Annotated in this window: 17 protein-coding genes; 11 read left to right on the forward strand and 6 right to left on the reverse strand. The window is 54.5% G+C overall.

Annotated features, from left to right (window positions below; genetic code table 11):
* Positions 1-541: 541 nt before the first annotated feature.
* The 3 genes from KP80_RS22975 to KP80_RS01040 all read left to right on the forward strand — a co-directional run bounded on the left by KP80_RS22975 (position 542) and on the right by KP80_RS01040 (position 1,505).
* Positions 542-691: a hypothetical protein gene (locus KP80_RS22975; protein ID WP_156315548.1), complete on the forward strand. Its 150-nt coding sequence runs from the start codon at positions 542-544 to the stop codon at positions 689-691.
* 305 nt (positions 692-996) lie between these two features.
* Positions 997-1,317 carry a hypothetical protein gene (locus tag KP80_RS01035; RefSeq protein WP_052281707.1) on the forward strand — a complete coding sequence of 107 codons (321 nt, stop codon included), beginning with the start codon at positions 997-999 and terminating at the stop codon, positions 1,315-1,317.
* Positions 1,314-1,505, forward strand: a complete 192-nt coding sequence (locus tag KP80_RS01040; protein ID WP_052281708.1) for a hypothetical protein — start codon at positions 1,314-1,316, stop codon at positions 1,503-1,505. Before KP80_RS01035 ends, KP80_RS01040 begins: the two co-directional genes overlap by 4 nt.
* A gap of 104 nt (positions 1,506-1,609) precedes the next feature.
* Here the strand turns inward: KP80_RS01040 and KP80_RS01045 are convergent, their stop codons facing one another.
* Positions 1,610-2,161, reverse strand: a complete 552-nt coding sequence (locus tag KP80_RS01045) for an NAD(P)H nitroreductase (RefSeq protein WP_052281709.1) — start codon at positions 2,159-2,161, stop codon at positions 1,610-1,612.
* 161 nt (positions 2,162-2,322) lie between these two features.
* Between KP80_RS01045 and sppA the strand changes: the two genes are divergently transcribed.
* The 4 genes from sppA (at position 2,323) to KP80_RS01065 (ending at position 7,497) form a co-directional block, all read left to right on the forward strand.
* The gene (gene sppA, locus KP80_RS01050; RefSeq protein WP_052281710.1) at positions 2,323-4,176 is read left to right on the forward strand and encodes a signal peptide peptidase SppA; all 1,854 of its coding nucleotides are present in this window, start codon (positions 2,323-2,325) and stop codon (positions 4,174-4,176) included.
* Between the two features lie 57 nt (positions 4,177-4,233).
* Entirely contained in the window at positions 4,234-5,250 is a 1,017-nt protein-coding gene (gene ansA, locus KP80_RS01055; protein ID WP_052281711.1) for an asparaginase, read from the forward strand.
* Positions 5,251-5,260: 10 nt separating this feature from the next.
* Positions 5,261-5,902, forward strand: coding sequence for a bifunctional nicotinamidase/pyrazinamidase (gene pncA / locus KP80_RS01060; protein ID WP_052281712.1), 642 nt, complete (start codon positions 5,261-5,263; stop codon positions 5,900-5,902).
* Positions 5,903-6,243: 341 nt separating this feature from the next.
* Positions 6,244-7,497 carry a glycoside hydrolase family 18 protein gene (locus KP80_RS01065; protein WP_052281713.1) on the forward strand — a complete coding sequence of 418 codons (1,254 nt, stop codon included), beginning with the start codon at positions 6,244-6,246 and terminating at the stop codon, positions 7,495-7,497.
* A gap of 110 nt (positions 7,498-7,607) precedes the next feature.
* Here KP80_RS01065 and KP80_RS01070 read toward each other — a convergent pair whose 3' ends face one another.
* Genes KP80_RS01070 through ssuD form a run of 3 tightly spaced genes read right to left on the reverse strand, consistent with a single transcriptional unit; the run spans position 7,608 to position 11,612 of the window.
* The gene (locus KP80_RS01070; RefSeq protein WP_052281714.1) at positions 7,608-9,005 is read right to left on the reverse strand and encodes an LLM class flavin-dependent oxidoreductase; all 1,398 of its coding nucleotides are present in this window, start codon (positions 9,003-9,005) and stop codon (positions 7,608-7,610) included.
* A gap of 56 nt (positions 9,006-9,061) precedes the next feature.
* Positions 9,062-10,426, reverse strand: coding sequence for an FAD/NAD(P)-binding protein (locus KP80_RS01075; RefSeq protein ID WP_052281715.1), 1,365 nt, complete (start codon positions 10,424-10,426; stop codon positions 9,062-9,064).
* Between the two features lie 13 nt (positions 10,427-10,439).
* Complete coding sequence (gene ssuD / locus KP80_RS01080; protein WP_052281716.1) at positions 10,440-11,612, reverse strand: FMNH2-dependent alkanesulfonate monooxygenase; 1,173 nt, start codon at positions 11,610-11,612, stop codon at positions 10,440-10,442.
* A 273-nt stretch (positions 11,613-11,885) separates the two neighbouring features.
* On the opposite strand from ssuD, the gene KP80_RS01085 reads away from it, so the two are divergent.
* Positions 11,886-13,814, forward strand: coding sequence for a sigma-54-dependent Fis family transcriptional regulator (locus KP80_RS01085; RefSeq protein ID WP_052281717.1), 1,929 nt, complete (start codon positions 11,886-11,888; stop codon positions 13,812-13,814).
* Here the strand turns inward: KP80_RS01085 and KP80_RS01090 are convergent.
* Both KP80_RS01090 and msrB read right to left on the reverse strand, forming a co-directional pair.
* Entirely contained in the window at positions 13,811-14,089 is a 279-nt protein-coding gene (locus KP80_RS01090; protein ID WP_052281718.1) for a YeaC family protein, read from the reverse strand. The genes KP80_RS01085 and KP80_RS01090 overlap by 4 nt on opposite strands.
* 43 nt (positions 14,090-14,132) lie before the next feature.
* On the reverse strand, positions 14,133-14,546 hold the full coding sequence (gene msrB / locus KP80_RS01095) for a peptide-methionine (R)-S-oxide reductase MsrB (protein WP_052281719.1): 414 nt from the start codon (positions 14,544-14,546) through the stop codon (positions 14,133-14,135).
* 339 nt (positions 14,547-14,885) lie between these two features.
* On the opposite strand from msrB, the gene gapA reads away from it, so the two are divergent.
* The 3 genes from gapA (at position 14,886) to KP80_RS22840 (ending at position 21,206) form a co-directional block, all read left to right on the forward strand.
* Positions 14,886-15,881: a glyceraldehyde-3-phosphate dehydrogenase gene (gene gapA / locus KP80_RS01100; protein ID WP_052281720.1), complete on the forward strand. Its 996-nt coding sequence runs from the start codon at positions 14,886-14,888 to the stop codon at positions 15,879-15,881.
* 83 nt (positions 15,882-15,964) lie between these two features.
* Positions 15,965-16,849 carry a D-hexose-6-phosphate mutarotase gene (locus KP80_RS01105; protein ID WP_052281721.1) on the forward strand — a complete coding sequence of 295 codons (885 nt, stop codon included), beginning with the start codon at positions 15,965-15,967 and terminating at the stop codon, positions 16,847-16,849.
* A 331-nt stretch (positions 16,850-17,180) separates the two neighbouring features.
* Entirely contained in the window at positions 17,181-21,206 is a 4,026-nt protein-coding gene (locus tag KP80_RS22840; RefSeq protein WP_052281722.1) for an autotransporter outer membrane beta-barrel domain-containing protein, read from the forward strand.
* Positions 21,207-21,299 lie beyond the last annotated feature (93 nt).

A 21,299-nucleotide genomic window follows, 5' to 3' on the forward strand; every position in this document is an offset into this window, starting at 1 on the left:
ATGAAGGATACACAGTATAGAGAGGTTGTAGCTAAGAAAGGGTCTAAATTATATGATCACGTTAACGTCATGATGGCCAGGCGGTTATTTACCCAACAGATCGTCTGTTTTTATAGCGATAACGCGCTGTTCTCTTGTCAATTTAAAACATAGCATTCTCATTATCCCTAACGGTGAAAGTCAATATTCTTAACAGTATTTTAAATTAGCTGGCTATTCAATGCGGATAAAGCATCAGTTATAAGTAAACATATAAATACAATGCATGTTAATAAATTGGTTTCATGTCGGCACTATTGATTAAATCCCGCATGCCGGGTTAAGTTACTTTCCCCAGAAAGGAAGCTGCATTTAATATCATTCTGGTTAGTACTGAATAAAATGGCTTATATAAAACACCGCTGAGTGACAGCGTAGGCCAACGGTAAAAATACACTACCGTATCAACAATAAAAAATAACATTTAACACCTATCCCATAACAATAAAAATAGGATCGGGTTTAGCAAACATCAACAGAGAAATCACCACAGGTAAGTAGAATGAAACTGACACTCTCCAGCCCACCGATACGTAGCTCTCAGCCTATGGGACTGGCGACGCATGCTCAGGCTTGCGCAACGGATACTCCCTCTTTACATCGCCTTTCTATCAACGTGTTAATCGTGGGTCATCGCGTTATTGATGAATGAGTGAGTTAATCGGAAATATCGTATTTACGCTCTGGTGCTCATTATGCCTTATCGGTTGGATCATTTTATTACTCATCGATTTGGAATAGCGATGACAGTAATAACTCCAGTCGTTATTTTTTCAGGGGAAGCATTACGGAGCGATCCGACCGGCATCATTAATTATGCTGTTCTACTGATACATAAATAACCGCTACCTTCAACGTTAATGATGGTAGCGTACGTCATCATATTGACTATGCGTTCAATATAAGAACCAGGTAAATATGATGTTATAGAAGATGTAATATATAAAGGGTAAAATAATGAAAAAATTAATACTGGTAGCGATGGCAATTTCCTTAAGCGGCTGCGTAATTGCAGCGCCACTCCATCGAATGGATGGTGATGACGTCGCCCCTTCGCAATATGCTTCTGGAGCGAATGAGTGTACTCAGAGAGCTGAAGCCGCCGGTGAGTGCGTGATGCATAAAAAGCATCATCATAAAAAAACTGACGACACCTATAAAAGCAGCGATGGCTATACCATGATAACCAAACACGGCGTTACTCTTCCGGATTGTGAAGAAACCGGCGGCAGTCAGGCGTCGCAAGGTTCCACCTGCTGGTATACAAACAGCAAATGATATTGACTCAGCAGGAAGGGTTGGCGCATCTCGACAAGATAACCCGTGACTTGGCGGTGCTGGATAAGGCTATCGATGTACTTCGAGAGATGGAGCAAGCAAAAGCTGATGTTATCAGCTATCTGATTGGTGTCAGAAATCTTAAAGAGATCATGATTATCGAACTGAAAGGTGAATTTATCGTGTAATCAAGATTAAGCCCCTGCTTATAGTCATCTTCAGTGATGACTGGAGGCAGGGGCTTTGCATGAAGCGGCTGCGTTAGCTACGCCAGGCAAGCTTTCACATCAAGTCAGAGATAGCGAACAAACGGTGCAGTATCCGCAGCGGTAAAGGTGGACGATGCTTTCAGCTGCGGCGTGCCCAAATAGAGGAAGCCAACAATTTTGTCCAGGGTACCACAGTCCAGACCGGCACGGACCAGTGGGCTTTCAGTAAGCGCACCGGTGCGCCAGATACCGTTAAAGCCCTGTGCAACGGCGGCCATTTGCATAGCCATCACCGCGCAGCCTGCGGACATCTCCTGTTCCCACACCGGCACTTTAGGGTGATCCTGGCACTTGGCGATAACCGCAATAATCATCGGCGCGCGAAACGGTGCGCTACGGGCTTTCTCAATGGCTTTTTCATCGCTTTGTGCCGCGACCGCACCTTGCTCCAGCAGCTGGCTAAAACGCTCGCGCCCTTCGCCTTCGATGACCACAAATTGCCATGGCTGCAGCGTGCCGTGATCCGGTGCGCGCATACCGGCACGCAGAATATTCTGCAATTGTTCACCGGCAGGTGCAGGCTCAGCCAGTCGGGACGCGCTACGGCGATTCACCAATAATTCAAGGGCATCCATAAAACCACTCCTCTCACGTTATTTTTCATAAAATTAACATGCGCGAGGATTTTGTTACAGCACCGAAGGCGATTCCTGCTGACAACCGGCGACGGTCTATTTAGGATAGCCACACGTTTCACCGTTTCGGTGAACCTTTTTCGTTTTTGCAGGGAGATTACATGCGAACCGTATGGCGCTTCATTGTCGGATTCTTTAAATGGACGTGGCGATTGCTCAATTTCGTCCGCGAACTGGTGCTTAACCTGTTCTTTATTTTGCTGGTGCTGGTCGGCGTTGGCATCTGGATGCAGCTTAGCAGCAGCACCACCGAACATAGCAGCCGCGGAGCATTGCTGATGGATATCAGCGGCGTGGTGGTCGATAAACCATCGACCAGCAGCAAGCTCAGCGTTATCGGGAAACAAATTTTTGGTGCCAGTTCTGACCGTCTGCAGGAAAACTCCCTGTTCGATATCGTGCAGACCATTCGCCAGGCGAAGGATGATCGCAATATCACCGGTATTGTGCTGGACCTGAAAAACTTCGCAGGTGGCGATCAGCCTTCAATGCAGTACATCGGTAAAGCGCTGCGTGAATTCCGCGACAGCGGCAAGCCGGTTTACGCCATTGGTGACAGCTATAGCCAGGGGCAGTACTACCTCGCCAGCTTCGCCAACAAAATCTGGCTGTCGCCGCAGGGCGTGGTTGACCTGCACGGTTTCGCCACTAACGGCCTGTACTACAAAACGCTGCTCGACAAGCTGAAAGTCTCGACTCACGTCTTCCGCGTCGGCACCTATAAGTCCGCCGTTGAACCGTTTATCCGTGATGATATGTCTCCTGCGGCCCGCGAAGCGGATAGCCGCTGGATTGGCGAGCTGTGGCAAAACTACCTCAACACCGTCGCGGCGAACCGTCAGATTACCGCACTGCAAGTGTTCCCTGGCGCTCAGGCTATGCTGGATGGGCTGAGCAAAGTTGACGGCGACACGGCGAAATACGCACTGGATAACAAACTGGTTGATACGCTCGCATCCAGTGCTGAAATCGAAAAAGCGATGACTAAAGCGTTTGGCTGGAGCAAAGCGGACAATAACTTTAGCGCCATCAGCATGTATGACTATGCGGTGAAAACCCCGGCGGATACCGGCTCAAGCATTGCCGTGGTCTTTGCGAACGGCGCTATCATGGACGGTGAGGAAACCCCGGGTAACGTCGGCGGCGATACCACCGCGGCACAAATCCGCGATGCACGTCTGGATCCGAAAGTGAAGGCTATCGTCCTGCGCGTCAACAGCCCTGGCGGCAGCGTTAGCGCTTCCGAGGTGATCCGTGAAGAACTGGCAGCAGCCAAAGCGGCAGGCAAACCGGTAGTTGTTTCGATGGGCGGTATGGCGGCATCCGGCGGTTACTGGATCTCAACGCCGGCGGATTACATCATCGCCAGCCCAAGCACGCTGACCGGCTCGATCGGCATCTTTGGGGTCATCAACACCGTCGAAAATACGCTCGATTCCATCGGCGTACACACTGACGGCGTCTCCACCTCTCCGCTGGCAGACATGGCGGTGACGAAAGCGCTGACCCCAGAAGTGCAGCAGATGATGCAGCTCACCATAGAGAACGGCTACAAACGCTTTATCAACCTCGTGGCGCAGTCGCGTAAGAGCACGCCGGAAGCTATCGATAAAATCGCCCAGGGCCACGTGTGGACCGGTGAAGACGCGAAAGCGAATGGGCTGGTCGATAGCCTCGGTGACTTTGACGACGCGGTAGCGAAAGCTGCAGAGCTGGCGAAGGTTAAAGCCTGGCACATTGACTACTACCAGAGCGAACCGACCTTCTTTGATATGGTGATGGACAGCATGTCAGGTTCAGTGCGCGCCGCCCTGCCACAGGCGCTGCAGGCTTACCTGCCGGCACCGCTGGCCTCGGCGGCAAATGCAGTAAAAGCCGAAAGCGATAAACTGGCGGTATTTAACGATCCGCAAAATCGCTATGCAATTTGCCTGACCTGCGCCAATATTCGCTAATCGTAATCCCCTCCGCTAAGGAGGGGATTTTCTTTGGATTACTCATTCGACGACCTCATGCAAAAAAAATCCATTTACGTCGCCTACACCGGCGGGACCATCGGGATGCAGCGCTCCGATCACGGCTACATTCCGGTTTCCGGTCACCTGCAGCGCCAGCTGGCGCTGATGCCTGAATTTCATCGTCCGGAGATGCCGGACTTTACTATCCACGAATACGATCCGCTGATGGACTCTTCCGACATGACGCCGGAAGACTGGCAGCACATCGCCGACGACATTAAAGCGCATTACGACGAGTACGACGGCTTTGTTATTCTGCACGGCACCGACACCATGGCCTTCACCGCCTCCGCGCTGTCGTTTATGCTGGAAAACCTCGGCAAGCCGGTTATCGTCACCGGCTCGCAGATCCCGCTGGCTGAATTGCGTTCCGACGGGCAAATCAATCTGCTCAATGCCCTGTACGTAGCCGCCAATTACCCGATTAACGAAGTGACGTTGTTCTTCAACAATCGCCTCTATCGCGGTAACCGCACCACCAAAGCCCACGCCGACGGTTTTGATGCCTTTGCCTCGCCAAACCTGGCGCCGCTGCTGGAAGCCGGTATTCACATTCGCCGTCTCGGCACGCCGCCTGCTCCGCACGGTGATGGCGAGCTGATTGTGCATCCCATCACCCCACAGCCAATTGGCGTAGTGACCATTTACCCGGGAATTTCCGCCGACGTAGTGCGCAACTTCCTGCTGCAGCCGGTCAAAGCGCTGATCCTGCGTTCTTACGGCGTCGGCAATGCGCCGCAGAACGGCAATTTTATTAAAGAGCTGACCGAAGCCAGCCTTCGCGGCATTCTGGTAATTAACCTCACCCAGTGTATGTCCGGCAAGGTGAATATGGGCGGCTACGCCACCGGTAACGCGCTGGCGCAGGCGGGCGTGATTAGCGGTTCGGATATGACCGTAGAGGCGACGCTGACCAAGCTGCATTACTTGCTGAGTCAAGGGCTGGATACCGAAACCATCCGTCAGGCCATGCAGCAAAACCTGCGTGGCGAGCTGACGCCAGACGATTAGGGAGAGCGCCATGACGCAACGCGCACTGTTATTGGTCGATTTGCAAAATGATTTCTGCGCCGGCGGCGCGCTGGCCGTGGCCGATGGCGATAGCACCATCGACGTCGCCAATCTGTTGATTCGGGCGGCGAATATCCTTGGCGATACGGTGGTGGCAAGCCAGGACTGGCATCCGGCCAACCACGGCAGTTTTGCCAGCCAGCACGGCGTTGAACCGTACACGCAAGGGACGCTGGACGGACTGGCGCAGACCTTTTGGCCGGACCATTGCGTTCAGGACAGCGACGGCGCGGCGTTTCACCCGCTGCTGACGCAGCAGGATATTGATGCCGTATTCCATAAAGGCGAAAGCGTTAATATCGATAGCTACAGCGCCTTTTTCGATAACGGACATCGGCAAAAAACCGGTCTCGATGCCTGGCTGCGCGAGCATGCGATCAACGAGCTTATCGTTCTGGGCCTGGCAACCGACTACTGCGTCAAATTTACGGTGCTCGACGCATTGCAACTTGGCTATACGGTCAACGTCATTACCGACGGCTGTCGCGGCGTCAATATTCAGCCGCAGGATAGCGCCAACGCCTTTATGGAGATGGCTGCCGAAGGGGCAACGCTGTATACCCTCGACGACTGGCTTGAGAATCAGGGATAGCCTGACAGCCACTTAGCGCCCGGAGGTTCTGGACACTCCCAACGTCGGGTAACACCGTGAGTGTCAGATTGAGATACCCGGGGCGACCGCCGGGTTTGGCGTCCCTTCGGGAACCCAATCCCGGCGTTTCCCCTAATCGCTTTGCTTAAGTGAACGGTGTTACGCCCCCGGGCGGCTTCTAACGATATTCCACTAACCCGGTCAATTTTCCTCCACCCGCCTTCTCCCCCGTGAACCGCTTCGCAGATTTTCCCCTTCGGCGATGCTATGTTCCAACGGTTGTTTTTTCGCCACACCTTTTCCGTGGCGCCTGTGTTTTTCAATGTCAAAGAGGACCGAGTATGAAACTTTTGCCTTTGCTGGCAGCTTTACCCCTGCTCTGCGCTTCCGTTGTGTCTGCCAATTCACTGATGTCCGTCGGCTACTTTAACGGTGGCGGCGATGTCACAGCCGGGCCGGGTGGCGATATCAATAAACTCGATGTGCGCCAGATTACCCACCTCAACTATTCATTTGGCCTTATCTATAACGATGAGAAAGATGAAACCAACGACGCGTTAAAAGACCCGACAAAACTACATCAAATCTGGCTGTCGCCGAAGGTACAGTCCGATCTAGAAAAAATCCCCGTCTTGCGTAAACAAAATCCGAACCTGAAAGTACTGCTCTCCGTCGGCGGCTGGGGCGCTCGCGGATTCTCAGGTGCGGCCGCTAGCCCTGAAGCACGCGCGGTGTTTATCCGTTCGGCACAGGATGTGGTCGCCAAATATGGCCTCGACGGCATCGATCTTGACTGGGAATACCCGGTTAACGGCGCCTGGGGCCTGGTGGCTAGTCAGCCTACGGACAGAGACAACTTCACCACGCTGCTGAAAGAACTGCGCGCGGCGTTTGGCAAACACAAGCTGGTCACCATCGCCGTCGGGGCCAATGCTGAGAGCCCGAAAAGCTGGGTGGACGTGAAGGCCATCGCCCCGCTGCTGGACTACATCAACCTGATGACCTACGACATGGCGTACGGCACGCAGTACTTTAACTCCAATTTGTACGATTCAACCCAGTGGCCAACGGTGGCGGCAGCGGATAAGTACAGCGCTGATTTTGTGGTCAATAACTATATCGCCGCCGGCCTGAAGCCGAGCCAGATGAACCTCGGCATCGGTTTCTACGGCCGCGTACCAAAACGCACCGTCGAGCCGGGCATCGACTGGAGCAAACCGGATGCGCAGAAAAATCCGGTCACCCAGCCGTACTTTGGCCCACATGAAGTGGTTCTGTTTAAATCACTGGGCGTGGATTTGAGCAAAGACACCTACGTGAAGTACAACGACATCGTGGCGAAATTGCTCAATGACCCGCAGAAACGTTTTACCGAGCACTGGGACGATCAGGCGAAAGTGCCGTGGCTGTCAGTGCAATCCACCGACGGCAAAGCGCTGTTCGCCCTCTCCTATGAGAACCCGCGTTCAGTGAGTATTAAAGCTGACTACATCAAGAGTAAAGGGCTTGCTGGAGCGATGTTCTGGGAATATGGCGCAGACGATAACAACCAGCTGGCGAAACAGCTGGCCGAGTCGCTAGGCATTAAACACTAACGTTCTGAGTAAAAAGCCAACCGTTATCCGGGCACGGCTTGCCCGGATAACGGTGACAGAATGATTTCAAACCACACAACGACACTCATGCTTAACGCCAGCACTTCTGGTTATACCGGCGCTAAGATACCGCTGTCGGCGTGAATACGATATCCGGCTCCCGGATGTGGCGCCTGTAGCCGCGCGCTACCGCCGAACAGTTTTTCGCGCAGTGTCCCCTGGCTGTACTCTTGCTTGTAGACGCCGCGTTTTTGCAATTCGGGGATCAGCAGCTCCACCACATCAGTGAACGTTTCATGCGTCACGGCGTAGGCAAGATTAAAACCATCCACGTCGGTCTCTTCGACCCATGACTGCAATTCATCAGCGACGGTTTGCGCACTGCCAACGACCAGCGGACCAAAGCCGCCAATCCCCACCCAATCCGCCATTGCTTTCACCGACCACTGACGGCCAGGATCGGCGGTGGAGAACGTATCAACAACGGATTGAATGGCATTAGTTTTCGAATAGGTAAACACTTCATCAGGCTGGTACTGACTAAAATCGATTCCGGTCCAGCCGGAGATCAGCGCCAGCGCGCCTTCATAGCTGGTATAGCTTTTGTACTCCTGCCATTTGGCCTGCGCGGCTTTATCAGTCTCGCCAACAATCGCAGTCTGCATGTTGAAAATCAGAATGCTGTGCGGATCGCGCCCAGCCTCCTGCGCCCGGCGGCGAATATCGGCGACCGTTTTTTTCAAAGCGCTTTTTGACGGCGAGGCCACAAATACGCACTCGGCATGGCTGGCTGCAAACTGCTTACCGCGGCTTGAGGCACCGGCCTGATAGAGTACCGGCGTACGCTGCGGCGACGGTTCGCAAAGGTGATAACCCGGTACGTCAAAGAATTTACCGTGATGATTAATTGCATGAATTTTACTTGGGTCGCTAAAAATCCGCCGTTCGCGATCGCGCAAAATCGCCCCCTCTTCCCAACTGCCTTCCAGCAGTTTGTACACGACTTCGAGATATTCGTCGGCGTAATCGTAACGGGCATCATGAGCGGTTTGTGCCTGTTGACCGATATTACGCGCACCGCTCTCGAGATAGGAGGTGACGATATTCCAGCCCACGCGCCCTTTGGTTAGATGATCCAGCGTCGACAAGCGACGAGCAAACGGATACGGATGTTCAAACGACAATGACGCCGTGAGGCCAAAGCCAAGATGTTCGGTCACCAGCGCCATCGGAGTCACCAACGCTAGCGGATCGTTGACCGGCACCTGTGCCGCCTGCCGAATGGCCGCATCGCCATTACCGTTAAAGACGTCATAAACACCGAGCACATCGGCGATAAACAGGCCGTCAAATTTTCCCCGCTCCAGCAAACGCGCCAAATCAACCCAGTAGTCCAGATCCTTGTACTGCCAGGAACGGTCGCGCGGATGTGCCCACAGTCCCGGCGATTGGTGGCCAACACAGTTCATATCAAAAGCATTCAGTCGAATTTCACGTTGCGAAGCCATAATAGTCTCCCCGTACACCCGGCGTTGTGCCCGGTGTAAGCAATAGTTTTAATGGGTTACGATAAGATGAGCTGGCGGCAGCCCAGCGTTTCCAGCACATGTTGCGCCACCTGCTGCGCGTGTTCGGCGACCTGCGGTAGCCCCATGAGTTCGCCAAATCGTCCGCGGGCGGCAGGCCCTGCCACCCAAATATTCTGTGAGGCTTGCGACAGCACATTGACCTCAATTCCCATGTCCAGCGAGTCCGGATGAATCAGCCCCTCACGATGCAAGGCCTGCAGAAATGGCTGACTGGCAATCAGATCCGCGTGATCGGGACCGGTGGTCAGCACCAGATAATCAACGGTCTCCTGTTGCGCCTTTCCACCTCGCAGCGTCAGGTGAAGCTGTAATGCGTTGCTTCGTGCTTCCAGCGTTTGCAGGCGGGCCGCGAGCGGACGAAAAGTGCCCATCTGGCGTTTATCCGCAATCGCCTGGGCAACCTGCGGGGCAATACGGTAGCGGTGCACATCCCAGAAGCGGCGCACGTGACGCAAAAATTGCCGTTTTTCCGCCTCGTTGAGCCGTTGCCAGATAGCCTGTCCCTGCTGACGCACGGCATCCAGCACTACTTGCCACGGCAATCCATGAGTTTTCGCGCGAGTAATATCCTCGCGAATCCGCCGTAAGCGCTGGCGCAGCGAACCGTACTGGTAGTCGGCGGTCCATTGCGGCAGGTTTATCGGCGCGTTAGGCCGTGAGAGCAATCCATGGCGTGAAAAAGCCAATACCTCACCCTGATGCCCCTGCCGCGCCAGTGATGCCACCACGTCGGCCATACTGAGCGCCGTGCCCATGATCGCCACTTTCGCCGTGGCAGGAATGTCTGCCAACGCACCGGGCTGCCATGGATTAGCGATCAGTCGTGGGTGTTGACTCAATGGCTGCACCACTGGCGATAAACGCGGAGGCGGATGACTCACGGCCAGTATGATGCGGTCTGCCTGCAGACGTTGGCCTGTGGAGGTGATAAGGCGGCCATGTTGCCAATCCACCGCCCGTTCCTGAATGTGAGCCACCCGTGAGCCGTGCGCTTTTGCCGCCTGATGGAAGGCCGCCTCGACATAACGGCCAAATGCGCCACGCTGGGGGTAAACACTGCCATCGGCCTGCAGAGCCTGCGGATCCTGAGGGAAATCACCGTAGCGGCGATACCAACGATCAAATGCACCGTCGTCATCTCCAGCCAGTTGCATCCGTGCGGCAGGGACATTAATTCGATGGGCCGAGTCGGTTGCCGAATAGGCCACACCCTGCCCAAGATGCTCTCGAGGCTCAATCACGCTAATGCGCAGTGAACGCGTCGTCTCACGCATCAAATGAATGGCGACGGCCGTACCGCTGAAACCACCGCCGACTATCACCACATGGGGTTCTGCCATCGTCATCCCCCTTTCAGCTCGCGCTGACGTGTTTGGCCGGGCGTTTTGCCCCACCAATAGTTTCACCAAACGGACCGGTGTTAACCTCGCCTTTTGCCGAACGCGGTTGGGTACTGAGAGGCAGCAGTGGCATCACCAGCTCGGCAAAGCGATGCGCCTCTTCGAGATGCGGATAGCCTGAGAAGATAAAATGGGTCACTCCCAGCGCCTGGTACTCGCGAATACGTTCCGACACCTGCTCAGGGCTGCCCACCAGTGCGGTACCCGCTCCGCCGCGCACCAGGCCCACACCCGCCCACAGATTGGGCGCGATGCGCAGGTTTTCGCGGCTGCCTTTGTGCAATGCGCTCATACGCGCCTGGCCGGTAGAATCCATCCGGGAGAATATCTGCTGCGCCTGAGCGATGGTGTCATCATCCAGGTGGGCGATCAGTTTATCCGCCGCCGCCCAGGCTTCCTCTTCGGTCTCACGGACAATGACATGCAGGCGAATCCCATACTCCAACTGGCGTCCCTTCTCTTCGGCACGGGCCCTGACTACCACCAGTTTTTCCGCTACCTGAGCAGGAGGCTCGCCCCAGGTGAGGTAGGCATCAATGTGATTGGCGGCCACATCGATAGCCGGTTCGGAGGAGCCTCCGAAGTACAGCGGGGGACCATTTTTTTGTACCGGAGGGAACAGCACTTCAGCCCCTTCGACTTGCAGATGGGTGCCGTGATAGTCGACCTTCTCTCCGGCTAACAAACGGCGGTAAACCTCGAGGAATTCATGCGTTACCTGGTAGCGCTCACTGTGGTTGAGGAAGATGCCGTCGCCTTTGTTTTCCACCGGATCACCACCGGTTACCACGTTAATCAGCAGACGCCCTTCAGACAGCCTGTCGAGCGTCACAGCCATACGTGCAGCCAACGTCGGCGGCTGAAGACCCGGACGAACGGCCACCAGATAACGTAAGTTGCGCGTGATGGGTGCCAGCGCAGCCGCCACCAGCCAGGAGTCCTCACAACTTTTGCCGGTTGGGATCAGTACGCCGTAGTAGCCAAGGCTATCCGCCGCCAGCGCGACCTGCTGTAGATACGGCAGGTCCACCGGGCGTCCGCCCTCGGTGGTCCCTAAATAGCGCCCATCGCCATGGGTCGGTAAAAACCAGAAGACGTTAATTTTCTCAGCGGCATGTACGGTCATTATCCATTTCCTTTATAACTATATTTGGTATTTATAGAAGCGGTTATTTAAGTCGGTTATAAAGGAGTTAGCGAAATCCATGCCAATTATTGAAATTAAAAATTTCTTTATTTATCAACAAATTATTAATGGATTAATGGATGCCGTTCTGTTGCAGATGCAACACGTTGATGGCTAAAACTGCCGCAATGGCAACAACCGGTCAGTTCCCCCCTCTGGCAAATGGCGGCGGCAAAAGATACCGTCCAGAGAGGAATTAGCTGGAGACTCACGATGCTCAACGCAGAACTTACCGCAACCGGTCCATCGCTGGTTGACCCCGCCTCTCAGGCGTTTCAAAAAATACTGATTCGCCTTGCCCCGACGGATGCGACGGTGCTTATCATCGGTGAAACCGGCACGGGTAAAGAGGTGGTGGCGCGCTACCTTCACCGCCATAGCCCGCGTGCGAATGCGCCGTTTCTGGCGGTAAACTGCGGAGCACTCACGGAGTCTTTGGCGGAATCTGAATTATTCGGACACGAGAAAGGCGCCTTTAGCGGCGCGACGCATACCCATCAAGGGTGGTTTGAAGCGGCAGAAGGCGGCACCCTGCTGTTGGACGAAATTGGCGAACTGAGTCTGGCGCTGCAGGTCAAGCTATTGCGCGTATTGCAGGAGCGCGAAATAACCCGCGTCGGCTCGCATAAACCCATTCGTATCAATGTGCGGGTTATTGCGGCGACCCACGTCGATCTGGTGCGCGCCATTCAGGAACGACGCTTTCGTGAAGATCTGTTCTATCGACTGAATATCGCCGCGGTAACGCTGCCCCCGCTGCGCCAACGCCAGCAGGATATTACGGTGTTAGCCAAACATTTCATCCAGCTTTATGCCACGCGTTTAGGCCGCCCAACTCCCCAACTGGCACCTGACACACTGGACCTTCTGCGCACCTATCCGTGGCCTGGCAACATTCGCGAGCTCGAGAACACGTTGCACAACGCCGTGTTGCTAAATATTGACCCGATTCTCACGCCGGATAGTCTGCGGCTAACGTCTACGCCATCGGTCCAGCAACTTCCCGTTGAAGAGAGCGATGAACTCACCGGCTTCATGCGCCGTCAACTGCTCACCCACAGCGGCGCGCTGTACGACAGGCTGCTGCGAGCCATGATCCAAACGGCCATGAGCCAAAGCGATAACAACCAAAGCCAGGCCGCATCGCTACTGGGGATCAGCCGCCATACGCTGCGTACGCAATTAGCGCATCTGGGCGTCATTAAACAACGCCGCAAACCGGGGGTCGCAATAGTCTCTGCGCCACGTGAACGGGAATTACGTATCGGCTATCAGCGTTTTGGCAATCTGGGCGTGCTGAAAGCCCGTCAGCTACTGGAGCAATCATTTGTGGAGCTTGGCGTTAACGTGCTGTGGAGCGAATATCCCGCGGGCCCGCAGCTATTACAGGCGTTGGGGAACGACGAGATTGATTTTGGTACCACCGGTGAAGCGCCGCCGATTTTTGCTCAGGCGAAAAACAATGCGCTGCTATACGTGGCCTGGGAGCCACCTGCCCCACGCAGCGTCGCCATGGTCGTTCCCAACGCCAGCGATATCCGTACGCCACAACAGCTGCGCGGAAAGCGCATTGCGCTCAATAAAGGGTCGAACGTTCATTGGCTGCTGGTGCAAATACTGGAAGAGGCAGGACTCGGGCTTCATGACGTCAAGGTGGTCTACACGCCGCCGAAATATCCGTTAACCGCTAGCGACTATCTGGCCGCCGACGCCTGGATGATGTGGGATCCGGTACTGAGCGCGGCTGAAAAGAGCAGCACGCTGCGCGTGCTGGCAACTGGCGAAGGCCGCGTTAACAATCATCAGTTTTATATCGCGCGACGCCAGTATGCTCAGCAAAATGAGGAAATCATCGCCGGGATCGTGGCGGCGTTGGTAAAAACCGGGAAATTTATTGACCGTCATCGTCACGAAGCAGCGCAGCTGTTGGCAAGTGAATTGGGATTAGATGTGGGTTCACTCACCTGTGCACTGGCACGTCGTAGCCATCAGACGCGGGAGATGGATATGCAGGCGATACGGGCGCAACAATCTATTGCCGACCGCTTCTACGCGTTAGGCCTGTTGCACAGGCCCGTCGCGGTGAGAGAAGCCATCTGGTACGCCCAGGAGCGCTTGATAAAACCGTGGGCGGCGGCTTAGTGTTGCTTAAACGTCGCAATAGGCTTCGGTGAAATGCCGAAGTCTTCTTTGAGCTGTTGCTTACTCTTCATCACCATCTGCCCTTGGGTGTCGATGGTCATGTGCTGCGCGTCGGCATTGTGACGAGACTGCCAGAGCATCACCAGCTGTAGGCTGTTTTCTTTTTGCTCTTCAGTCAAGGCAACACCGTCAGGCCATTTTCCCAGCTCCACGGCGGTGACTAAACGCTGGTAAATTTCCGGCGTCATATTGTCGATCATTTGCTCAATACTCATCTTCCGCTCCTTCTCCTCAGGAATAATTTGCTGAATCGTTTTTTCAACCTTTTGTTGAGGTACCGCTCTCGTCATCCGTGAAGTTCAGCGAGGCAGAATTGACGCAAAAACGTTCACCCGTAGGCTGTGGGCCATCCGGGAAAACGTGCCCCAGATGCGCATCACAATTTCCGCAACGAATTTCAGTACGTTGCATGCCGTGAGAGTAATCGTTGAGATAACGAATCGCCGTATCGCTCACCGGCTCGTAGAAGCTGGGCCAGCCGCATCCAGAATCAAACTTACTTTGGGAATGAAATAACGGCGCATCGCACACCAGGCAGTGGTAGATCCCATCGCGCTTATTGTGCAGTAGACGCCCGGTAAATGGCGGTTCTGTACCGTGTTTCTGGGTGACATAGAACTGCATTTCGCTAAGAGTATTTTTGAGTTCTTCTGGGGTGGGTTTATTTGCCATTTTGCTCACATCTCACTATGGAAAATACAATTACCAGAGGATTCTAACAAAACATTAACAATGAAGTGTGAACTTTTGTTCTAAACTTAATCGGCGTGAAAAGGCCGAGGGTTAATTGTGATATACATCACACTTTTATCTCCTGAGCCCTTTAAAAATCCCGGCCCCGCCCTCATGTGGTTACAAGCTCATAGGAAGAGTGAGGCAGGTCAGTCGTGCAAAGCTTAGGCAGAGGATTGATTTGTCGCAATGATTGACACGATTCCGCTTGACGCTGCCTAAGGTTTTTGTAATTTTACACGCAACCTTTTATTCACTAATAAATAGCTGGTGGAATATATGACTATCAAAGTAGGTATCAACGGTTTTGGCCGTATCGGCCGTATTGTTTTCCGTGCTGCTCAGGAACGTTCTGACATCGAAATCGTTGCAATCAACGATCTGTTAGACGCTGACTACATGGCATACATGCTGAAATATGACTCCACTCACGGCCGTTTCAACGGTACCGTTGAAGTGAAAGACGGTCATCTGGTCGTTAACGGTAAAAAAATCCGTGTTACCGCTGAGCGTGACCCAGCTAACCTGAAGTGGAACGAAGTCGGTGTTGACGTCGTTGCTGAAGCAACTGGTCTGTTCCTGACTGACGAAACTGCTCGTAAGCACATCGCAGCTGGCGCTAAAAAAGTTGTTCTGACTGGTCCTTCCAAAGACAACACCCCTATGTTTGTTAAAGGCGCTAACTTTGACAAATACGAAGGCCAGGACATCGTTTCTAACGCATCCTGCACCACCAACTGCCTGGCACCACTGGCTAAAGTTATCAACGACAACTTCGGTATCGTTGAAGCACTGATGACCACTGTTCACGCAACCACCGCAACTCAGAAAACCGTTGATGGCCCGTCTCACAAAGACTGGCGCGGCGGCCGCGGCGCATCCCAGAACATCATCCCATCCTCTACCGGTGCTGCTAAAGCAGTAGGTAAAGTACTGCCAGAACTGAATGGCAAACTGACTGGTATGGCGTTCCGCGTTCCTACCCCGAACGTATCCGTTGTTGACCTGACCGTTCGTCTGGAAAAAGCTGCTTCTTACGAAGAAATTAAGAAAGCACTGAAAGCTGCTTCCGAAGGCGCAATGAAAGGCGTTCTGGGTTACACCGAAGACGACGTTGTATCTACCGATTTCAACGGTGAAGTTTGCACTTCCGTATTCGATGCTAAAGCGGGTATCGCTCTGAACGACCACTTCGTGAAACTAGTTTCCTGGTACGACAACGAAACTGGCTACTCTCACAAAGTTCTGGACCTGATCGCTCACATCTCCAAATAAGTTGAGATGAGAATCTGATCCAAAAAGGCGACCTCGGTCGCCTTTTTTTATGGCTAAGTATTTTAAACACCAAGGATTGCAGCATGATTAACAAAATTTTCGCTCTTCCGGTTCTTGAACAGCTTACCCCTGTACTCTCGCGTCGCCAGCTGGACGAGCTGCCGCTTATCGTTATCGACCACCCAAAAGTAAAAGCCTCCATCGCCTTCCAGGGCGCACACCTGCTCTCCTGGAAACCCGCGGGTGAAGAAGAGGTTTTGTGGCTCAGCAATAACACCCCATTTAAAAACGGCGTCGCGCTGCGTGGCGGCGTACCCATCTGCTGGCCGTGGTTTGGCCCAGCAGCACAGCCAGGTTTCCCGGCACACGGCTTCGCCCGTAATCTGCCGTGGGAGCTGAAAGCGCATAATGAAGACGATAACGGCGTGGTGCTGACATTTGAACTGAAAAGCAGCGATGCGACTCGTCAGTACTGGCCGCACGAATTCAGCCTGCTTGCCCGCTTCAAACTGGGTAAAACCTGCGAAATGGAGCTGGAAGCACACGGCGAATTCGAAACGACCACCGCCCTGCACACCTATTTCAACGTCGGCGATATCCACGCGGTGAAAGTGAGTGGCCTTGGCGATCGTTATATTGATAAGGTGCAAAACGCTGAAATCGGTCAACTGAGCGATGGCGTACAGACCTTCCCGGACCGTACTGACCGCGTCTATTTGAATCCAGAAGCCTGCAGCGTTATTCATGATACCGCATTAAACCGTGCGATTGACGTGGTGCACCATCATCACGTCAACGTTGTGGGTTGGAACCCAGGCCCAGCGCTTTCCGTTAGCATGGCCGATATGCCGGACGACGGGTATAAAACCTTCGTTTGCGTAGAAACCGCCTGCGCTAGCGCACCACAGAAAGCCACTGCGGATAAACCGGCACGCTTGAGCCAAACTATTCGCGTTGTAAAACGTTAATTCCCTACCCGCGCTCCTCTCTGGGCAACACCCCCGTTGCCCAGCTTATCCCCTCTCTATCCCATCAAAAGCTTCATTTATTCATAATTAGTTACCGGTAACATCTATTAGATCAAACTTTCCCCAGAAACAAATCCACAGTGTATTTCACGGGAGTAATATTAAATCATTAGTGCTAAGCACCAGATAAAAATAAACAACCAAAATATTTAACCAAAAATCATCACCTCTACAACCCTCATGCGCTGCGTGGATTAGGGACTGGTACAGCTCAAATACCGCCTATCCACGGTTCTTATCTGTCAGACCCCGTAAAATGTAGAGGACCCACATGTCTGTTTTTTACACACCTCCTTTCCGGCGTAATACCCTTGCGCTCACTATCGGCCTGGCGCTTTGCGCCCCAGTCCCTTATACCGCTCACGCTGCCGATGGTTCCGATGGCAGCACAGCGACCTCTGACGCAAGCGCCCAAGGTGGCCACGGCGGCGATATGGACCTTACCACCGGTGCTGGTGGCAATGGCGGTGCAGGAGGTTCAGGTGGTCGCGGTCAAGCCAGTAGCGATGGTGAGAATGGCTATCCTGGTAGCGTAAACACACCTGATAACCACGCAGGCACCGGTGGGCATCACCAGGAACCCGATCGTAATGCTAACAACGGTTCAGGCGCTGCCGGCGGCGGTGGCGGTGGCGGCGCTGCTGGTGTGGTACAAAATGGCGGTGGCCAGGCCAACAACACCGGAGCCATTGTTGGGGGGAACGGCGGACACGGCGGCAATGGCGGTTCAAACACCACCGATGTCACCGAAGCCGGTAATGGCGGCAACGGGGGCGACGGTGGCAATGGCGGCAGCGGTGTCTTACTGACCACCAACGGCAGCTATACCAACAGCGGTACGATTGATGGCGGTAACGGTGGCAACGGTGGTAACACCGGTAGCGCAAGCGCTAACGCGCAAACCGACGGAGGTACCACAATTCATGCCGGTAGCGGCGGCGCAGGCGGTAAAGGTGGCGATGGCGTCACAGCAACCCAGGGCGGTAATGTTACCAATACCGGTACCATTACCGGTGGGCATGGGGCAACCGGCGGTCTGGCTGCCGATGCGAATAACTCACAAAATAATACCGTCACGGGCGTTGGTGGTACTGGCGGTAAAGCCGCTGACGGCGGTAACGGCGTCTGGTTAAGTGATACCAGCACCATAACCAACAGCAACAAAATTATTGGCGGTGACGGTGGCAACGGCGGTAACGGCGGTGCGGTGAATGCAGGCCAGGGAACCGGGGTCGTTGGCGATGGCGCCATCGGCGGCAACGGCGGCAGCGGGATTACGGTAGTCGGCAGCGGCACTGTCACTAATGAAGTGACCGGCAGTATCGTCGGCGGCAATGCCGGTACCGGCGGCGGCGGCAACTCCACCAGCAGCGGCCTCAATCTGAGTGGGGGTAATGGTGGCGATGGCGGTAATGGTGGTACCGGTATTGCGCTGCAAAATGGTGGGAACGTGACTAACGCAGGCTCCGTCATCGGTGGTTCGGGAAACCGTGGCGGCGGCAGCGGGAGTCTCACCAGTTCGCGCGGCGGTGACTCAGGCACCGGCGGCATCGGGATCGATATTAATCAGCAGGGCACCGTTATTAATGAATCCACCGGTAAGGTCCAGGGCGGCAAAGGTGGCGATGACTCTGCGGGTGGCGGTGGTGTTGGCGGTGTTGGGGGGACGGCAGTCAACATCACGGGAGCGGGTAGCGTAGAGAATCACGGCGAGTTTATCGGCGGTGACGGCGGTGCGGGGGCAAATGCCAACGGTACCGACGCCAACGGCGGGACTGGGGCACAAGGCGGTAGCGGGCTGGCCATCAACGGCGCCGGTACTGTTGTTAACTCATCCGGTGCCTCCATTCGCGGTGGGATGGGCGGAACCGGTGGCGGTGGTAGTCAGGGCGACGGTGGCGTCGGCGGCAAAGGCGGTGATGGCGTCGAAATTGGTGCCGGCGGCTCGGTTGTCAACAATGGTAATATTCTCGGCGGTACCGGGAATCGCGGCGGTGGTGGTGGTAAATCCAATGGCGGTAGCGGCGGCGACGGTGTGCACATCACCACCGGTGGCGGCACGCTCAATAACACCGGTACCATTTCCGGCGGCAGCGGCGGCGACGCGGGGACTGCAACGGGTGATGCCGGAACTGGCGGTGTTGGCGTTTATGGCAGCGATATGACCATCATCAACAGCGGGACATTACAGGGCGGGCTGAATCAGGACGGAACGACCCGCTCTCAGGCGGTGATGTTTGTCTCCGGCACTAATTCCCTGGAGTTGCAAGCGGGCTACCAGGTTTTGGGCGACGTTGTCGCCGGTGATGGTGACGATACGCTAATCCTGGGTGGTGAGAAAAATTCCACCTTTGATGCAGCAAGTATTGGGGATGCAGCTCAATATCAAGGCTTTGATCATTTCAGTAAAACCGGTAATAGCACCTGGCTTTTGCAAAACACTACCGATGCCATTACGCCGTGGACAATTTACGACGGTATATTGCAGGTAGCTGAAGATGCCAGTCTTGGTGCAGCCAGCAGCACGCTAACCTTTGACGGCGGCACGCTACAGATGGTGGGCGGATTCAATTTCGACAATTCACGGCCGATTGTTATCGACACCGCGGGCGGCACGCTGGATACCCAGGGTTACAACACCACTATCTCTCAGGGAATCACCGGTAGCGGCGATTTCACCAAACTGGGTAGCGGAGCATTAACCTTAACCGGTAACAGTACGTTTAGCGGTGAAACCACCCTCGCCGAGGGGAGTATTGACGTCATCGGCTCACTGGCAGGCGGCGTTACAGCACGATCTGGTACGGCGCTTTCCGGTAGTGGTAGCGTTGGCGCTACCACGCTCGACAGCGGCAGTACGCTCACCGTCGGTTCCCCCACAGAGGATGACACGACGCAGGCCACCTTCACCATTAACGGTGCACTGGATAATAGCGGAACGGTTAACCTCTCCCGTAGTCAGATACAGGCCGGAAATCAGCTGCTGGTTCATGGCGATTATAAAGGCGGCACTGATAGCCAAATGAACCTCAGCACCGTACTGGGTGATGACAGCTCGCAAACCGACCATGTCAGTATCGACGGTAGCACCTCAGGCACCACATGGGTTAGCTTTAACAACGTCGGCGGTCTCGGAGCGCAAACTAATCGGGGTATCGAGGTAATTAGCGTTAATGGCACCTCGGCGACCGACGCGTTTAAACAATCCGGCCGAGCCGTCGCGGGGCCATGGGACTACAGTCTGGTGCAAAAAGGCCAGAACTGGTACCTGACATCCGTCAATATGAACCCGGTAAACCCCGTTGATCCAGCCAATCCAATCCCACAATATCGTCCGGAAGCCGGCAGCTATTTAAGCAACCTGGCGGCAGCGAACACCCTATTTACCCTCGCACTAGACGATCGTGAAGGCGCAACCGAGTACCGGGATCAGCAGACTAACCGCCCTTCCCTTGCCAGTACATTTTGGCTGCGTCAGGAAGGTGGACAAAACCGCTTCCGGGCAGCCAGTGGTCAGATTCGCACCCAGGCTAACCGCTACGTCGCGCAAATGGGTAATGAGTTCTTCCACGGCAGCAGCAACGGCGACGATCGCTGGGGCGGCGGGCTGATGGCGGGTTACGGTAACGTCAAGGGCAACAGCACGTCCTCACTGACCGGCTATCGCTCACGCAATAGCATGGACGGCTACAGCGTTGGCGCTTACGGTACCTGGTATCAAAATGCACTCAGCCGTCAGGGCGCGTATGTCGATAGCTGGGTTAACTACAACTGGTTTAACAACCAGGTCGACGGCGAAGATCTGGCCCGGGAGCACTACCGTAGCCGAGGCTTTACCGCCTCTGTCGAAAGTGGATACAACCTATTATTACGCGAGAAAGAGCGCCAGGCGGTCTATCTTGAACCTCAGGCACAGCTGACCTGGATGGGCGTCAAAAGCCCAAGCCATACCGAAGTCAACGGTACCCAGATTCAGGATAATGGCCACGGCAATCTACAATCTCGCCTGGGCATGCGCCTGTACTTACGCGGCCATCGTCTGGAGGATGAAGGCAAAAATCGCGAGTTTAAACCGTACGTTGAAGCCGACTGGCTGCATAACACCCATGCGGCGGCGATTCGCATGAATAACACGCTGATTGGCCAGGAAGGCGCGCAGAACATCGCGCAGCTGAAGCTTGGCGTACAGGGGCAGATCTCCCCGACGCTAAATCTGTGGGGCGGGACAGCATTGCAGGTCGGCAACGATGGCTACAGCGATGTCTCTGCGATGGTAGGAATGAAGTACGCATTTTAGAAATTAGCCTCATAACGGTGCAGCGCACCGTTATGAGGCTCGTCTACAGTGCAAGGAAAGCGCCTTATCGTTCGGGCGCTTTCATACTGAATT

Source organism: Kluyvera genomosp. 1 (assembly GCF_001266615.1).
Classification (GTDB): domain Bacteria; phylum Pseudomonadota; class Gammaproteobacteria; order Enterobacterales; family Enterobacteriaceae; genus Kluyvera; species Kluyvera cryocrescens_A.